This window comes from Collinsella aerofaciens (assembly GCF_001404695.1).
In the GTDB taxonomy this organism is placed as follows: domain Bacteria; phylum Actinomycetota; class Coriobacteriia; order Coriobacteriales; family Coriobacteriaceae; genus Collinsella; species Collinsella aerofaciens_E.
The window spans coordinates 56,448-72,701 of record NZ_CZAQ01000004.1; the positions used below are offsets into that span (position 1 = coordinate 56,448).

At 62.4% G+C, this 16,254-nt stretch carries 10 protein-coding genes; 2 read left to right on the plus strand and 8 right to left on the minus strand.

Annotation, left to right across the window (positions count from 1 at the left end):
• Window positions 1-135: 135 nt before the first annotated feature.
• Window positions 136-2,817 carry a cation-translocating P-type ATPase gene (locus AQ996_RS01980; RefSeq protein ID WP_055250552.1) on the minus strand — a complete coding sequence of 894 codons (2,682 nt, stop codon included), beginning with the start codon at window positions 2,815-2,817 and terminating at the stop codon, window positions 136-138.
• 442 nt (window positions 2,818-3,259) lie between these two features.
• Here AQ996_RS01980 and pyk point away from each other — a divergent pair, with 442 nt between their 5' ends.
• Window positions 3,260-4,720, plus strand: a complete 1,461-nt coding sequence (pyk, locus tag AQ996_RS01985) for a pyruvate kinase (RefSeq protein ID WP_055250555.1) — start codon at window positions 3,260-3,262, stop codon at window positions 4,718-4,720.
• A 203-nt stretch (window positions 4,721-4,923) separates the two neighbouring features.
• Here the strand turns inward: pyk and AQ996_RS01990 are convergent, their stop codons facing one another.
• From AQ996_RS01990 to pheS, 6 genes are all read right to left on the minus strand, one after another.
• Entirely contained in the window at window positions 4,924-5,772 is an 849-nt protein-coding gene (locus AQ996_RS01990) for a hypothetical protein (RefSeq protein WP_055250557.1), read from the minus strand.
• An 80-nt stretch (window positions 5,773-5,852) separates the two neighbouring features.
• On the minus strand, window positions 5,853-6,623 hold the full coding sequence (locus AQ996_RS01995; protein ID WP_253274585.1) for an energy-coupling factor ABC transporter ATP-binding protein: 771 nt from the start codon (window positions 6,621-6,623) through the stop codon (window positions 5,853-5,855).
• A gap of 44 nt (window positions 6,624-6,667) precedes the next feature.
• Window positions 6,668-7,504: an energy-coupling factor transporter transmembrane component T family protein gene (locus tag AQ996_RS02000; protein WP_055250559.1), complete on the minus strand. Its 837-nt coding sequence runs from the start codon at window positions 7,502-7,504 to the stop codon at window positions 6,668-6,670.
• On the minus strand, window positions 7,482-8,567 hold the full coding sequence (gene cbiM, locus AQ996_RS02005) for a cobalt transporter CbiM (protein ID WP_055250562.1): 1,086 nt from the start codon (window positions 8,565-8,567) through the stop codon (window positions 7,482-7,484). The genes AQ996_RS02000 and cbiM overlap by 23 nt, the downstream gene beginning before the upstream one ends.
• Before the next feature lie 326 nt (window positions 8,568-8,893).
• A complete protein-coding gene (gene pheT, locus AQ996_RS02010) occupies window positions 8,894-11,347 on the minus strand; it encodes a phenylalanine--tRNA ligase subunit beta (RefSeq protein ID WP_055250564.1) in 2,454 nt (817 codons plus the stop codon).
• A 160-nt stretch (window positions 11,348-11,507) separates the two neighbouring features.
• Entirely contained in the window at window positions 11,508-12,584 is a 1,077-nt protein-coding gene (gene pheS / locus AQ996_RS02015) for a phenylalanine--tRNA ligase subunit alpha (RefSeq protein ID WP_055250566.1), read from the minus strand.
• Between the two features lie 504 nt (window positions 12,585-13,088).
• On the opposite strand from pheS, the gene AQ996_RS02020 reads away from it, so the two are divergent.
• Window positions 13,089-14,663: a carboxypeptidase M32 gene (locus AQ996_RS02020; RefSeq protein ID WP_082435481.1), complete on the plus strand. Its 1,575-nt coding sequence runs from the start codon at window positions 13,089-13,091 to the stop codon at window positions 14,661-14,663.
• Between the two features lie 205 nt (window positions 14,664-14,868).
• On the opposite strand, the gene glmM is transcribed toward AQ996_RS02020, so the two are convergent.
• Complete coding sequence (gene glmM, locus AQ996_RS02025) at window positions 14,869-16,200, minus strand: phosphoglucosamine mutase (RefSeq protein WP_055250568.1); 1,332 nt, start codon at window positions 16,198-16,200, stop codon at window positions 14,869-14,871.
• Window positions 16,201-16,254: the final 54 nt, after the last annotated feature.

A 16,254-nucleotide genomic window follows, 5' to 3' on the forward strand; every position in this document is an offset into this window, starting at 1 on the left:
TCCGCGCGGGAGAAAAGCCAGTAAGGATACCGTAGGGCCCACCCCGGGAGTGTTTTCTTCTGAGCGATCCCGCAGCGCGAAGCGCGAGGACCAGCGAAGAAGAAAACACGCAGGGGCGGGCCCGGACAGGTTAACTTACTCCTTCTCGACCGCGCGCATGATCGCCTTGTAGATCTCCATCAGCGGGATGATCAGGAAGGCCAGGCCCAGCGCGGCAAGAACGCCCTTGAGCTCAAGCGTCACGGGGCCAAAGAACATCTCGGCAAGCGTCGGCTGCACGGTTACGATCACCGTCAGCACCAGCGCCAGCGCGGCGGAAGCCCACAGCCACTTGTTCTGCTTCTTCATGGTGAACAGCGACGCACGACGGCTGCGCATATTGAAGCAGTGGAAAATCTCAACCATGTTGAGCGTGATGAACGCCATCATCACGCCTTCCTCGTCGGCATTGCCGGCGATCATATCGGCGATATGGATGTAGCCCATGTCAAAGTACACGCCCACAAAGAAGCTCGCCAGCACCAGCACGGTGATGATTAGGCCCTGGACCACACAGTCCAGACCCATATGTCCGGCAAAGACACCGTCCTTGGCGTTGCGCGGCTTGCGCTTCATGATGTCGCCCTCGGCATCCTCCATGCCCAGCGCGAGCGCGGGGAAGCAGTCGGTGACCAGGTTCACCCACAGCAGCTGCACCGGCTGGAAGATGGTAAAGCCGATGAGCGTGGCGATAAACACCGAGAACACCTCGGCAAGGTTGGCCGAAAGCAGGAACTGGATGACCTTGCGGATGTTGTCGTAGATGCGACGGCCCTCTTCGCAGGCACCGATGATGGTGGCAAAGTTATCGTCGGCGAGCACCATGTCGGCGACGTTCTTGGTGACGTCGGTACCAGTAATGCCCATGCCCACGCCGATGTCGGCGCGCTTGATGGACGGGGCGTCGTTGACGCCGTCGCCCGTCATGGCCACGATCTGGTCGCGCGACTTCCAAGCCTCGACGATGCGTGTCTTGTGCTCGGGTTGGACGCGGGCGTACACGCCGTAGTCCTCGATGTGCGCGTCGAGCTCCTCGTCGCTCATGCGATCGAGGTCGGCACCGGTGATGGCATGGCTGCGATCGGTGACGATGCCCAGCTGCTTGGCGATGGCCACGGCGGTGTCGATGTGGTCGCCCGTGATCATGACGGTGCGGATACCGGCATCGTGCGCCTCGCGGATGGCGTCGGCGACCTCGGGGCGGACAGGGTCAATCATGCCGGACAGGCCGCAGAAGACCAGGTCGTGCTCGAGCGCAGCGGGGCTGCAGTCGCTCGGGACCTCGGTGTAGGTGCGGCTTGCCAGCGCCAGCACGCGCAGAGCCTCGTCGGCCATGGCCTTGTTGGCGGCCACGAGCTCGGCGCGACGCTCCTCGGTCAGCGGGACGACCTTTTCGCCCTCGTAGATATGGGTGCACAGGCCGATCACCACGTCGGGCGCGCCCTTGGTGTACTGCTCGTACTCGCCATCCAGGGTCTCGACGATCACGGACATCATCTTGCGGCCCGAGTCGAACGGGGCCTCGCCCACGCGCGGATGCTCGGCAGTCAGGCCGGTGAGGCCAGCCTTGCCGGCGTCGTTGACGAGCGCGCACTCGGTCGGCTCGCCCACGGCCTCGCCCAGCTCCTCGTCCCACTGGGCATCGGAGCAAAGGGCCATACCGGCCAGGAACTTCTCCTTAGGCGCAGCGAGCTCGTGCTTGACGACGGTCATCTTGTTCTGGGTAAGCGTGCCGGTCTTGTCCGAGCAGATGGTCTGCGTGCAGCCGAGTGTCTCGACAGCAGAAAGCTTGCGGATAATCGCCTGGCGCTTGGCCATCTTGGTCACGCCGAGCGAAAGGACGATAGTCACGACGGCGACCAAGCCCTCGGGGATGGCGGCGACGGCGAGCGAGACGGCGACCATAAAGGTGTCGAGCAGGGCAGTTGGGTCGGTAAGGACGTTGCCCACGCCGTGGCGGACGATGTCGACACCAAAGATCACGACGCAGATGACGATAACCATGATGGTGAGGATGCGGCTGAGCTCGGCGAGCTTCACCTGCAGCGGCGTGAGCTCTTCCTTGGCCTCGGCCAGGGCGCCGGCAATCTTGCCCATCTCGGTGTTCATGCCGGTGCCGACCACGACGGCGCGACCGCGGCCGTACACCACGGTGGAGCCCATGTAGCACATGTTCTTGCGGTCGCCGAGCGGCACGTCGTCGGTGCCGGCGGCGAGCTCGATCACGTTGGCATGCTTCTCGACGGGCACGGACTCGCCGGTGAGCGCGGCCTCTTCGATCTTCATCGTGGCGCTCTCGAGCACGCGGCAGTCGGCCGGAACGGAGTCGCCCGCCTCGAGCATGATCACGTCGCCGGGCACGAGCTCGGCGCTCGGCAGATGCACGAGCTTGCCGTCGCGCAGAACCTTGGACTGCGCCGCGCTCATCTCCTGCAGGGCCTCGAGAGCCTCCTCGCTCTTGGCTTCCTGGACCACGCCCAGCACCGAGTTGACGATAACGACGAACATGATGATGGCGACATCGGCAAAGTCGGGCTCGCCCTTGACCATGCCCGTGAGCGCGCTGATAACGGCGGCAACGATCAGCATGATGACCATGGGGTCGGCCATCTGCTCAAAGAAGCGCTTCCACAACGGTGTCTTCTCGGCTTCCTCGAGCTTGTTAGGGCCTGTCTTGGCGAGGCGCGATGACGCCTCGCCGTTGCTCAGGCCGAGGTTCTCATCGACACCTTGGTCGCTGAGCACCTCCGCCGCGGCGGACAGGTATTCCTTTTGCATATAGAGTCCCCTCCTGGGATTCGGGCCACTCAGCAGATTGATGCCCGATCATAATTCCCAGGAGAAGGGCAAGGGCTCATCAAGGCTGCCGTGCTGAGCGGCAGTTGATAGTGGAGCTATGGTACCCCAAAGCGGCGCGTCTAGCCAAAACATTCCAATTGGAAACACGGCTCGGGTGCAACAGTGCAGACAGTGTGATGCTCAAGATTGATAAAACGTTTTTTCTTCGGCGCATCGTCAAACTGAAATATCGCCCAGATAGCAGCGGTTAGAACGGTTGGTAAAGTTTTTGCATATACCGTTTTTACCGCAAAAAATGAACTTCTAATTCGGCATACGGTCGATTTTATGGGGTATTCGGTCGGCATTTCGTTATAATCAACACGGTTTTATTTCTTATGGTTTATCTATCAGCGCAAGACGATGTCAGATGGAGGTCTGAATGTACAAGCGCACTAAGATTGTATGCACCATGGGTCCCGCCTGCGATAGCGACGAGACCATCCGCGAGATGATCAAGGCGGGCATGAACGTCGCCCGTTTTAACTTCTCGCACGGCTCCTACGACGAGCACCACGGTCGCATCGAGCGCGTCCGTCGTATTTCCAAGGAGCTCGGTCTGCCCGTCGGCATCCTGCTCGACACCAAGGGCCCCGAGGTCCGCACCGGCCTTCTGGTCGACGGCAAGAAGGTTGCCGTCAAGACCGGCGACAAGATTGTCGTCACCGCTCAGCCCACGTCCGAGGATTTCCACGGCACCGCTGAGCACATCTCCCTCGACTACCTGGCTCTGCCCTCCGAGGTCGAGAAGGGCTCCCTCATCCTGATCGACGACGGTCTGGTTGCCCTCGAGGTCGAGTCCGTCGACGGCCAGGACATGACCTGCGTCGTCAAGAACGATGGCCTGATCGGCGAGCGCAAGGGCGTCAACATGCCCAACGTCAACATCTCGCTGCCCGCCATCACCGAGCGCGATCGTCAGGACATCCTCTTTGGCCTGACCGAGAACATCGACTACATTGCAGCCTCCTTCATCCGTGACGGCGAGTCCGTCCGCGGCATCCGCGAGCTTTGCCGCGAGAACGGTGGCGAGCACGTGACGATCTTCCCGAAGATCGAGTGCGCCCTGGGCGTCGAGAACTTCGACGAGATCCTCGAGGCTTCCGACGGCATCATGGTCGCCCGCGGCGACCTGGGCATCGAGATCAAGCCCGAGCTCGTTCCGCACATCCAGAAGGAGATCATCGCCAAGTGCAACGCGGCCTACAAGCCCGTCATCACCGCTACGCAGATGCTCGACTCCATGCAGCAGAACCCGCGCCCGACGCGCGCCGAGGTTGCCGACGTTGCTAACGCCATCTACGACGGCACCGACGCCGTTATGCTCTCTGGCGAGTCCGCTGCCGGTAAGTACCCGGTTGAGGCCGTTAAGATGCAGGCCAGCATCGCTCTCGAGACCGAGAAGTACCTCCCGGCCCACGCTCCGCTCGAGGTTCCGGCCGATGCTCACGGCACCCGCGTCGTCAACAACGTTGTGGGTATGTCCGCTGTGAACATGGCTACCACCGTTGGCGCCAAGTGCATCACCGTGCCGACGACCACCGGTCGTACTGCTCGCCTGATCTCGCACTTCCGTCCCAACATGCCAATCTGCGCGTTCTCCCGCCACGAGTGGGCCGTCCAGCAGATGATCATGTACTGGGGCGTTATCCCGCACCAGGCCGAGATTACCCAGGGCACCGTCAACGGCACGATCGTCAAGGCGATCGAGACCGCTAAGGAGCTCGGCTACGTCGAGGCCGGCGATTTGACCGTCGCTACCGCCGGCGATCCCCGCATGAGCGTCCAGCTCGAGGACAAGGTCTCCTCGACCAACGTCGCTTACGTCGCTCAGGTGCGTTAAGTCGTACTTGCAAGCATGTTTGCACAGAAAAAGGGCCCGGAAGGCTTTGCCTTCCGGGCCCTTTTTTAGACCGTCTTCGTATGCCGCATCATCGATTTGTGTTCAGTCGCGAACCTTTCCGATGTCGAGCGTACCACCGAAGATGCCCTGCGACGGGAGCTGTTGGTCAATTGGGATGAACTGTTCACCGTTAAGCCGGCCGGCTAGCAGCTAGCGATCAGGGGGACTGCGGGAACGTCAGAAGCAGCAACGCGAGCTGCAAATCCCGCCTCGGTTAGCTCGATGACCTCGGTAAACGTTGCGTCGAAGAACTCCTCGGTCAGAAGGCGGTATGGCGGATGATCGGGCTCACCGGGGTTTTCGCGCACGATCTCGTGCATGACGCCGATGGTCTTGAGCACATACTCCTTATGGATGGGATACTGCCCAAAACGCGTCGCCGCAGTATACAGGCGATCGGTCGCGCGCGGAATCGAAACAATGCCCAGCGTCTTGCCAAACCAGTCAAAGTCACCTTGCTTTTTAATGCGGAATTCCTCGCACGGCTTGCCGCCGTGCGCCTCCAGGTACTGATTCACGCGCGTATTCCATACGGTATCGGCCACCAGATGCGACCAGACGCCCAGCGTTAAATCGAGCAGCGACTGCGCCACATCTTCGGACGCAAGCGAGAACTCACAGGCGCCTGGACCGACAACCGGCTCGGCATCCCTGTAGCGCTGAGGATAGTGCACGCGGTTCAGTCGCTCGCGCTCCTCGACAATCGAGGTAGCCTCAGCAGGTTCGCCCGCGGGTGCGCCTTTAAGCAGCGGCGTCACATAGGTATCCCAGAACTCGTGCTCGCGTGGTTTGGGGATAGGCTCGGGCTTAGCAAAGTGCGTGATGCGGTACGGGATGGGATCGGCAATGCCGGGAACCATGTAGCCCACAAAGATGTCCGGAACCACGCAGCCAAACAAAAAGGCATTGCGGTCGCGCACGCTATCGGCAAGCACGCTAGCACGTGTCAGCAAGCGCTCCGTTTGAGCGATATGAATGTTCCAGCTTGGCATAGCCACCCCCATAAAAAACCTGGATAACTATACCATCACGGCAAAGCCGCGCGGGCGGCTACGCATCCTCTACGCAGCAACTATTCCGCAGCACCGCTCTCGGTTCCATACGACGGCGAAGGCGCCTCGACCACATGGTGATATCGATCGATATAGATGGCACGGGCCCCCAAGCGGCGCACCAAATCTTGATGGTGCGTACTCATCAAAACCGTCTTACCGGCAGCAACGTAGGCCAGCAAAAAGTTGACTACGATGTCGCACGAGTCCTCATCGAGCCCGTTGGTGGGCTCATCGAGCACTAGGATATCGGGGTTCATCGACACGACCGCAGCCAGCGCAACGCGCTTCTTTTGCCCGCCCGAAAGCTGATAGGGCGAGGCATCGACCAGATCGGCAACCTGGAACAGCTCCATAGCATCGCGGACGCGGCGCTCGAGCTCGTCTGTCGGCAGCCCCATCTGCGCGGGGCCAAAAGCAACTTCCTCGCCCACCGTAGCGCAGAACAGCTGGGCGTCGGCATTCTGGAACACAAAGCCCACGCGCTGATGAAAACGCTGAGTGGCTGCGGAATCCTTGAGATATGCCGCATCGATCACGTGCCCGTCAAACAGGTACGCACCCGCGTCCGCTAGTTCAAGACCGTTGATAAGGCGCATAATCGTCGTCTTACCGCAGCCGTTGGGACCGAGTAGGGCAACGAGTTCACCACGATCGACCTGCAGCGACACACCATCGACAACCGTATGCCCAGCATAGGAGAACACCACGTCGCGCAGCTCGATGAGCGGCGCGACCTCGGCGCCGCCCGCACCGTTCGTGCCCGCCGCACTATTCATATCGATCGTCAAAATGTCGCCCTTCCCTATCCATATCGACGGCTCGGCCGCCCGCGCTACAGCACCGCGCACAACACGGCGAGCAGCACCACGACGGCCGCATAAACCGCGTCGCGCCAGCCAAAGCCGCTCCGCCCGGGCGCCGGGTACGCACCGGCAAAGCCGCGGCAGAGCATAGCCTCGTCCATCGCGTGGCTGCACTCCATCGCCTTTATAAAGGTCATGCCCATGATACCCGCGATCGAATCGGTACGCGAAAACCCCTCAGGCGCACGGCCAACGCTGCGCAGCATGACCGATTCGCACAGATCGTGCGCCGTGCGTCCCAGCACCTCGATATGCTTGAGTGCCATATCAAAGGTAAAGATGACCTCGTCGGGCAGGCGCAGCATCTTAAGCGCCGCCGACATGCGACTCCAGGTGAGTGTCCACGAAACGCCCAGCACGAACGACACGTTAATGAACGTCTTGAGCGCAATTTTGAGCATGGCGTCCGTAGCGGAAGCGCCCAGCAGCAGGGCAGGTAGTGCCAGAACCACGGCAAACCCCGCGGTAGCCAACGCCGGCACAAAGGTCGCGCGCAGCCCGCGTACAGGGCGCACCGCGACCAGCACCAACGCGGTCGCCGCCATCAACATGAGGTACAGCGGGCTCTGCGTCAGGCACACGCACAGAACGCAGACGAACATCCCCACCAGGCGCACCGGAGCCGAAACGCAAGAAAGGGCGCGGTCGACCATCGACCCGCCCTCGTTCGCGCCTCCACCCAGGCGAACCCGCTCAAGCAGGCTCGCCAGGTGCAGGACATTCTTTTGCATTACACGATGCCGAGCCCCCGCGGGCTCGTAACGCTGCTCGACCGCAAGCCAGCTAGGCAGCTCGGCTATTGCCATGAGCACCGCTTTCCTTGACCGTCAGCGAGATCAGACGGAATGCGATGGTGAGCACCGCCACGCCAATCACGCCGGACAGGATATACATGGCAGCCTGACCGGCAAAGCCAAGGCCCTGCTCCTCGGAATAGGCCTGCAGATAATCGCCCGTGGGCAGAGCGTCGGCAAAGGTCGGGGTGTCAAGGCCGACCGAAGCCTGCAGGCTGTCGTCGCCAGCCTCCTGGACGGCGGTCGCGGCGCCCTCAGCGTCCCACTCGCCCCAGGCGTCACCCGTGGCCAACAGGCCCAGCGGCGTGGCCACGACAAGCACGGCGACCAGGATGAGCGTGGGGATCAGCGAGGTCTTCTTGGCAGCAGTGCCCTCGGCAGCAAGCTGGCCATCGACGGCCTCGGGCCCGACGATAACGCTCGGCGCCGTCTTCTTAATGAAACCGTAGATGGCGGCCGTCGCCACGCCCTCGACCACGCCGGCAACCAACATATGCGGAATCATCATGGCCGGAATGGCAATGGACAGCGGGAAGGGGCAGTACAACGGCGCGCCCGAAGCGTTAGTAAAGAGCATGGGCTGAATACCAAACTCGACCGCCGCGCACAGGGCCGCCAGGCACAGGCCGACCCAGCCGCTTACGATGGCCGAAACCGAGGTGCCCCAGCTCTTGTCGTGCAAACGGCTGTTGAGCGCACGGAATACGATAGCAGCGGCAAACGGCAGCACGAAAGCCATGTTAAAGCAGTTGGCGCCAAAGGACAGGATGCCGCCGTCGCCAAACAGCAGCGCCTGCAGTGCGAGTGCGACCGAGACTGCAATGGCAGCAGCCTCGGGGCCTAGCAGCAGCGCGATGAGCGCGCCACCAACAGCGTGACCAGTGGTGCCGCCAGGCAGCGGCACGTTGAACATCATGAGCAAAAAGGAGAATGCGGCGCAAATGCCCAGGAACGCCATGTGCTCGCGATCGAGCGTGGCGCGTACCTTTTTGATGCAATGGACCCAAACGGGGACCATCGCCACCGCCATAACGGCATCGGTCTGCGGGGACAGATAATTATCGGGAATATGCATGAGCCCTCTCAATCAGAACGTTGTGTGTTACGTTTCCAACAATCCGTAACACCGACTCTGCATACTAACAAAAAGGCGCACCGCCCACAACGCAGCACGCCCTTGCAATACGTACGTTATTAGCCCAGGTCCACGCACCGCCCAATAAAGGGCCCATGCACTCCCAACTTTCCGGTCACCCGGAAGAAGGTGCGATCCGCTCGCAACAAGGTTAACGCAGGAACCCGCCCCCGAGAGGGGTTTTCTAAGGCAACATCCCGCAGCCGCGAAGTGGCGAGGACGTTGCCGTGAAAACCCCGCAGGGGGCGGGTTCCGAACAGCAAAGATTACGAGCGGACCTCGCCGTTTACGCCCTTGCACACCTTGGTGACGATCTTCTGGTGCGCCTTCTCGACCTCTTCGCTGGTGAGCGTGTGGTCGTCGGAGCGATACGTAAGCGCAAAGGCCATGGACTTCTTGCCCTTGCCGATGCGGACCGGATCGCGGTAGACGTCGAACAGGCGCACGCCCTCGAGCAGCTTGCCGCCGGCGCTGGTAATGCGGCGCTCAAGATCCTCACAGGTCACGGAGTTGTCGACCACAATGGCAAGGTCATGCTCAACAGCCGGGTACTGCGAGAACTCGCGATAGTTCTCCTGGTTGCGGGCGCCCTTGATCAGCTTGTCCAAGTCGAGCTCAAAGGCAACGACGACCTCATCGATGCCCATCGCCTCGCGCGCCTCGGGGTGAATCTCGCCGACCCAGCCCAGCACGGTTCCGCCGGACAGAACCTCGGCCGCACGACCCGGCTGCAAAAAGGCGTAGCCCTCGCCCTCGACGGGACGGAAGCGAACCTTCTCGATGCGCAGCTGGGCGAGCAGCTCCTCGACAATGCCCTTGCCAAAGAAGAAACGCAGCTTGCGGTACTTCATGTTCCAGGACTGCTCGCTCCACTGGCCCGAGAGCACACCCGCCACGGACTTGGTCTCCTTGGGCAGGCTGGCGTTCTCGCGACCGTGGAACAGGCTGCCGACCTCGTACAGATGCACGTTAGGCGTGCCGTGGGCCTCGTTGTAGGCCACAGACTGCAGCAGACCCGGCAGCAGCGAGCGGCGCATCTCGGTCTGCTCGGCCACCAGCGGGTTCATGAGCACCACGGGGCAGCCGCGGCCTTCGGTGGACATGCCAATCTTCTCCAGGTCGCCCGGGGCGGCAAAGCCAAAGGTCGTGGTCTCATTGAGGCCGCAGGCGCGCAGGATCTCGCCGACCTTGCGGGTGAGCTTCTGCTCGCGGGTCAGGCCGCCGATGTGGTTCTTGGCAGCCGGGATGGTCGCCGTGACGCGACCCATGCCCCACAGGCGCAGGACCTCCTCGATCAGGTCGATCTCACGCGGCAGGTCGGGACGGAAGCTCGGCGGGGTAACCATAAAGTCCTCGCCGTCGCGCTCGACGGTGCAGCCCAGGCGGGTGAGCGAGCGCTCGATAAAGTCGGGCTCGATGTCGGCGCCGCAGATGGCGTGCACGCGGGCCAGGCGCAGCTTGATGCTGTCGATGGTCTTGGGCGTGGGGAACACGTCGATGTAGCCGGGAGCGACCTCACCACCGGCAATCTCCTCGATGAGCGCGCAGGTCACGTTGGCCACGTCCACGCAACCGGTCTCGTCGACCTGACGCTCAAAGCGGATGGAGGCGTCCGAGATCAGCGACAGGTCGCGGCTGGTATGCGAGGTGCGACCAGCGTTGAAGCAGGCGCTCTCGACCATCACGTCGACAGTGTCGTCCTCAATCTCGGAATCCATGCCGCCCATAACGCCGGCCAGCGCCACGGGACGCTCGCCGTCGGTGATCAGGCCCATGCCGGCGTCGAGCGTGCGCTCCTCGCCGTCGAGGGTCGTGAACTTCTCGTCCTGCTGGGCAGCGCGAACCACCACGCGACGGTGGCCATCGCGCTCGGCAAAGGTAGACAGGTCAAAGGCATGCAGCGGCTGACCGGTGAGCATCATCACGTAGTTGGTGATGTCGACGATGTTGTTGTGCGGACGCACGCCCAGGGCGTTGAGGCGCTTGACCATCCAGTCGGGCGACGGGCCGACCTTCACGTTGCGCACGATGCGGGCGACATAGCGGTCGCACAGGCCCTCGTCGGCAATCTCGACCGAAAGCTCATCGTCCGTCGCGCGGCCGGTCTCGACCTTGATGGCGGGCAGCTCAACGTGGAAATCGCGGTCGAAGATGGCACCGGTCTCGCGGGCCATGCCGATCATGGACAGACAGTCGGGACGGTTGGGCGTGATCTCGCAGTCAAGCACGGTATCGCTCGAGCCCACATACTCGGCAAACGGCATGCCGCAGGGCGTATCCTCGGGCAGGATCATGATGCCGGAGTGGTCGCCGCCCAGGCCGAGCTCGCGCGCGGAGCAGTTCATGCCCATGGACACGACGCCACGGAGCTTGCTCTTCTTGATCTTGATGTCGCCGGGCAGCTCGGCGCCGATCATGGCCGTGACGATGTGGTCGCCGGCCTCAAAGTTCTGCGCACCGCAGACGATCTGCAGCGGGGCGGGGTTGCCGTCGGCGTCGAGGTTCTTATCACCCACGTCGACCGAGCACACATACATATGGTCGCTATCGGGGTGCGGGGTCTTGGTGAGCACCTTGGCGGTCACCACATGGTCGAAGGACTCGCCCACGGTGTCGATCGCCTCGACCTCGGTGCCGGTACGGATATATTCGTCCGAAAGGGTCTTGGGATCCTCCGGAATATCGATCATGGTCTTGAGCCAGTCGTAAGAAACGCGCATCTAACTGGTCTCCTTTCATAAATGCGGCTTTGAGCCAAAAACTGCAACGGAGACGGGTTTTCCAAGTGCCGCAGATTGCCTTGAAAGAGGAGGGCCGCGTACTTAGGTACGCAACCGACGATTGAAAGGCAAGGTGCGGTGCTTGGGAAAGCCGCCGGGCCTAGAACTGATTTAAGAAGCGCATATCGCCTGTCATGAGCGTTCTGAGGTCCGGCAGGTCGTAGCGCAGGGCCGCGACGCGCTCGGCGCCAATGCCAAAGGCGAAGCCGGTGTACTTCTCGGGATCGATGCCGCAGTTGATCAGGACGTTGGGGTCGACCATGCCGCAGCCCAAGATCTCGATCCAGCCGCTGTGCTTGCAGAAGTTGCAGCCCTTGCCGCCGCACACGTGGCAGCTCACGTCCACCTCGCAGCTGGGCTCGGTGAAGGGGAAGAAGTGCGGGCGGTAACGCGTCTTGCGATCCTCGCCAAACATGCACTTAACAAAGTAGTCGAGCGTGCCCTTCAGGTCGCCAAAGGTGATGCCCTCGTCGACGACCAGGCCCTCGATCTGGTTGAACTGCGGCAGGTGGCAGGCATCGGCCGTGTCGGGACGGTAGACGGTGCCCGGGCAGATCATGTAGATGGGCGGCTTCTGCGACTCCATAGTGTGGATCTGCACGCCCGAAGTCTGGGTGCGCAGCAGCACGTCGGACTCGCCGTGGGCGTGAGCCTCGGGGTGCGCGACGCTGCCGGGGTTGTTGTCGACCACGTAGAAGGTATCGCGGGCCGAGCGGCTCGGGTGATCCATGGGAGCGTTGAGCGCGGTGAAGTTGTAGTAAGAGGTGTCGACCATGGGGCCGGACTCGACGGTGTAGCCGATGCCGCAGAAGATGTCCTCGGCCTCCTCGATGATTTGCTTGATCAGGTGCTGGTGGCCGATCTGCGGACGGATGCCCGGCAGCGTGATGTCGACGGCGTCGTGCTCGAGTGCGCGCTTGAGGGCGGCGGCCTTCATCTCGGTGTTTCGCTCGTCGAGCATGCCCTCGATCAGCTGGCGCATCTCGTTGGCGCGCTTGCCCATCACGGGACGATCCTCGGGGGCGAGCTTGCCCATCATGCGCATCAAGCCGGTGATACGACCCTTGCGACCGAGCAGCTCAACACGCGCAGCCTCGAGCTTGGCGGCGTCATCGGCGCCTGCGACGAGCTCCTTGGCCTCTTCCTCGAGTTTGACCAGATCATCAATCAGACTCATGTCTTCCCTTTCGTCTCTCGCGCATCCACTTGCCGCGGCGGCTGGAGCCACCCGGAGCTGCGGATGTGCGGCCCGGTTCGGTAACAAAAAAACCGCCCTCGGGCATGTGCATTGCCCAAGGACGGTTGAATTCCGCGGTACCACCTTGTTTGACCCGGCGGATGTCTGGCCCGCCGCGCCCACTCTGTGCCCCTTGTCGCGAGGCTCACGGCTTCCCTACTGGGGCTTCGCCGCCGCTGGCCGCGTGCCCGTTGAGGTCGCTGCTCGGGAGTGAACGCTTGGCCCTTGTCACCGCAGGAAGGCTCGCAGCCCATGACCTTCCCTCTCTTGCCGGCGACGCGGCGGGCAAAACCCTCTCCGTCAACGCATTGGGCTATAGGATAACACATTCTGCGTGTGCATCGCCGCGTTCCGTTTTGTTCGCACTGGGTACAAGGCAGGTAGCTGTGCAAACTGGCCGCGCGCCCACCCGAAGCGCTCGGCTCACGAGATCAAGGATATGGTATGGGAAAGAAACTCGATAAGAAGGCCGAGCCTGCAGCGGGCAAGACATCCAAAGGCATGAAGGTCGATAAGGCCGTCAAAAAATTCCGCAAGCTCGAAGGCAAGCTGTGGACTCGTGAGTACCTGCTCAAGATTGCCGAGTTTGACGGCGCGACCATTGCCCCCGCCAACGGCGCAGCAGCGCGTGCCGACGCCATGGGCACGCTTGCCGGCGAGCATCACAAGCTGCTGACCAGCGAGAAGTCCGTTGAGCTCGTACGCTCGTTAGCGCGCGAGACCGTCGCCGGCGGCAAAATCGACGACCCTCAGCTGCTCGACGAGATCCGTGTGCTCGGCCGCGATCAACGTGAGGCCAGTGCCATCCCCACCGAAGAAGCCGAGGCCTGGACCAGGCTCACCTGCGAGGCGGACGCCGTGTGGCGCAAGGCCAAGGCAGCCAACGACTGGGCGAGCTTTGAGACCTATGTGGATAGAATCGTCGCCCAACTTAAGCATCAGGCCGAGCTCATGGACCCCAAGCGCGATCCATACGACGTTTGGCTCGACCAGTACGAGCGCGGCCTTTCCGCCAAGAGCTTCGACGCGTTTTGCGACGAGGTCAAGGCCACGGTCGTGCCGCTCGTGCACGCCATCGGCGAGCGCGGCCAGCAGCCGGCTGCCGACTTTTTGCACGCCCACGTGCCCGAGGCTGCCCAGCGCGCCATGAGCTTCGACCTTATGAAGCTTGTCGGCCTGGACCTGGACGACACCACGCTTGCCTTTACCGAGCATCCGTTTAGCGAGGGCTTTGCCGTGGGTGATGCGCGCATCGCGACGCACATCTACGAGGACGACTGCATCTCCAACGTCTACAGCATCATCCACGAGGCGGGGCACACCATGTACGAGCTGGGCGTCAATCCCGCCTACGCGCGCACCTGCCTGGAGGGCGGCACCTCCATGGGCATCCACGAGAGCCAGAGCCGCTTTTTCGAGAACACCGTGGGTCGCAGCCGCGCCTTTATGGGACCGCTGCTCGAGGTGCTGCGTCGTCACGCGCCCGAGGTCTACGGCGACGTCGACGAAGACACGCTCTACCGCGCCGTGAACATCGCGCAGCCGTCGTTGATCCGCACCGAGGCCGACGAGCTCACCTATCCGCTGCATATTATGGTGCGCTACCAGATTGAGCGTATGCTGTTTGCCGGCGAGGCTGCGGCCAAGGACATCCCCGCGCTTTGGAACCGCTTTATGGACGAGTACCTGGGCATTCCCGTTCCCGACGACACGCACGGCTGCCTGCAGGATACGCATTGGAGCGGCGGTTCGTTTGGCTACTTCCCCACGTATGCGCTGGGTAGCGCCTACGATGCCATGTTTGTGCCGGCCATGTGCCGCGACGGCGTCGACCTTACCGGTGCCTGCGCGAGCGGCGATCTGGCGCCCGTCCGCGCCTGGCTGGGCGAGCACATTTGGCAGTGGGGCCGCACCAAAGACGCGCCGGAACTCATCAAGGGCGCCTGCGGCATGGCCTTTGACGCCCGCTACTACTGCAGCTACCTGCAGGACAAGTTCACCACACTGTACGAGCTGTAAGGATTGACCAGCACGCCATCGCCAACGCCAACTATGTTGACGCCAATGTCTTGGCAACGTCAGCGAAAACGACCCTAAGCGAGCAAGGTGACGTGAAATGAAAGGGCGCTGACCTTCTGGTCGCGCCCTTGAAATTGAACGTCAGATTGCCGCTTAGGGGCGTTTGCAGCGTCGAGCAGTTACGCGGTTTGGTAAAACCGCGTAACTACAGAGCCTCGAGTGCGTTGGCGATGCGCTTCATGGCGGCATCGGCGGATGCTTGGTCGGGCGCCTCGGCCAGCACGCGGATAACCGACTCGGTTCCGCTCTTGCGTACGAGCACGCGGCCCTCGCCTGCCAGCGCAGCCTCGGCCTCGGCGATGGCGTTCTGCACGCCCATGTTCTCGAGCGCGGCGTCCTTGTCCGCCACGCGCACGGCCACCTGCGCCTGCGGTAGCAGCTTGCACGGAACCGTGAGCTGCGAGAGCGTCTCGCGCTCGGCGCGGATCACTTCCATCACGCGCAGCGAGGTCATAATGCCGTCGCCCGTGCGCTCGATATCGCCAAAGATCGTATGGCCCGTCTGCTCGCCGCCCAGGCTGTAACCGCCCTCGCGCATCTTGGCATACACGTGGCGGTCGCCCACACCGCTGGTCACGGCACTTAGGCCGGCAAGCTCCAACGACTTGATCAGGCCAAAGTTGCTGGCAATCGTCGGAACCACGGTACCGCCCGAAAGGCGACCGTGCTTGTTCAGGTACACGCCGCACACGTACAGGATCTGGTCGCCATCGACCACGCGGCCGCGCTCGTCCACGGCCAGGCAGCGGTCAGCATCGCCGTCATAGGCAAAGCCCACGTCCAAGCCCTGCTCCACCACGTGGCGCTGCAGACGCTCCATATGCGTGGAGCCGCAGTCGACGTTGATGTTAAAACCATCAGGCGCGGCATTGATCACGCGCACGTCGGCGCCCAGCGCGTCGAACACCGGCTTGGCCACCGAGGACGCCGAGCCGTTGGCGCAGTCGATGCCGATCTTGACGCCCTGCAGCGAAAAGTTCGCGCTGGCGATGAGCGAGGCAATGTAGCGGTTGCGGCCCTGCATGTAGTCCACCGTGGCACCGATGTGGTTGCCCGTGGCCAGCGGCACCTCGCTCTTGCCATCGACGTAGTCCTCGATGAGCTCCAGTACGTCCTCGTCCATCTTAAAACCGTCGCTATTGACGAGCTTAATGCCGTTATCGCAAAACGGGTTGTGGCTCGCGCTGATCATGATGCCGCAATCGAAGCAGCCTTCCACGGTCTGATGCGCTACACCCGGTGTGGGGATCACGTGCAGCATATAGGCGTCCGCACCGCTCGCGACCAGGCCACTCACCAGCGCCGCCTCGAACATATAACTCGAGCGACGCGTGTCCTTACCCACGATGACGCGCGCCTTGCGCTCGCGGTTGGCGCCGTAATACCAGCCCACAAAACGGCCAATCTTATAAGCGTGCTCTACCGTCAGCCCAACGTTAGCCTCACCGCGAAAGCCGTCGGTGCCAAAGTACTTCATGCGCTCTCCTTACAAAATAGGGGCGAACAGATTGCCTGTCCGCCCCAAAATGGT

Bases quoted from the DNA above. Each gene is read 5' to 3' on its own strand.
- AQ996_RS01980 (WP_055250552.1), bottom strand. From the start codon at position 2,817: ATGCAAAAGGAATACCTGTCCGCCGCGGCGGAGGTGCTCAGCGACCAA.
- pyk (WP_055250555.1), top strand. From the start codon at position 3,260: ATGTACAAGCGCACTAAGATTGTATGCACCATGGGTCCCGCCTGCGAT.
- AQ996_RS01990 (WP_055250557.1), bottom strand. From the start codon at position 5,772: ATGCCAAGCTGGAACATTCATATCGCTCAAACGGAGCGCTTGCTGACA.
- AQ996_RS02000 (WP_055250559.1), bottom strand. From the start codon at position 7,504: ATGGCAATAGCCGAGCTGCCTAGCTGGCTTGCGGTCGAGCAGCGTTAC.
- cbiM (WP_055250562.1), bottom strand. From the start codon at position 8,567: ATGCATATTCCCGATAATTATCTGTCCCCGCAGACCGATGCCGTTATG.
- pheT (WP_055250564.1), bottom strand. From the start codon at position 11,347: ATGCGCGTTTCTTACGACTGGCTCAAGACCATGATCGATATTCCGGAG.
- pheS (WP_055250566.1), bottom strand. From the start codon at position 12,584: ATGAGTCTGATTGATGATCTGGTCAAACTCGAGGAAGAGGCCAAGGAG.
- AQ996_RS02020 (WP_082435481.1), top strand. From the start codon at position 13,089: ATGGGAAAGAAACTCGATAAGAAGGCCGAGCCTGCAGCGGGCAAGACA.
- glmM (WP_055250568.1), bottom strand. From the start codon at position 16,200: ATGAAGTACTTTGGCACCGACGGCTTTCGCGGTGAGGCTAACGTTGGG.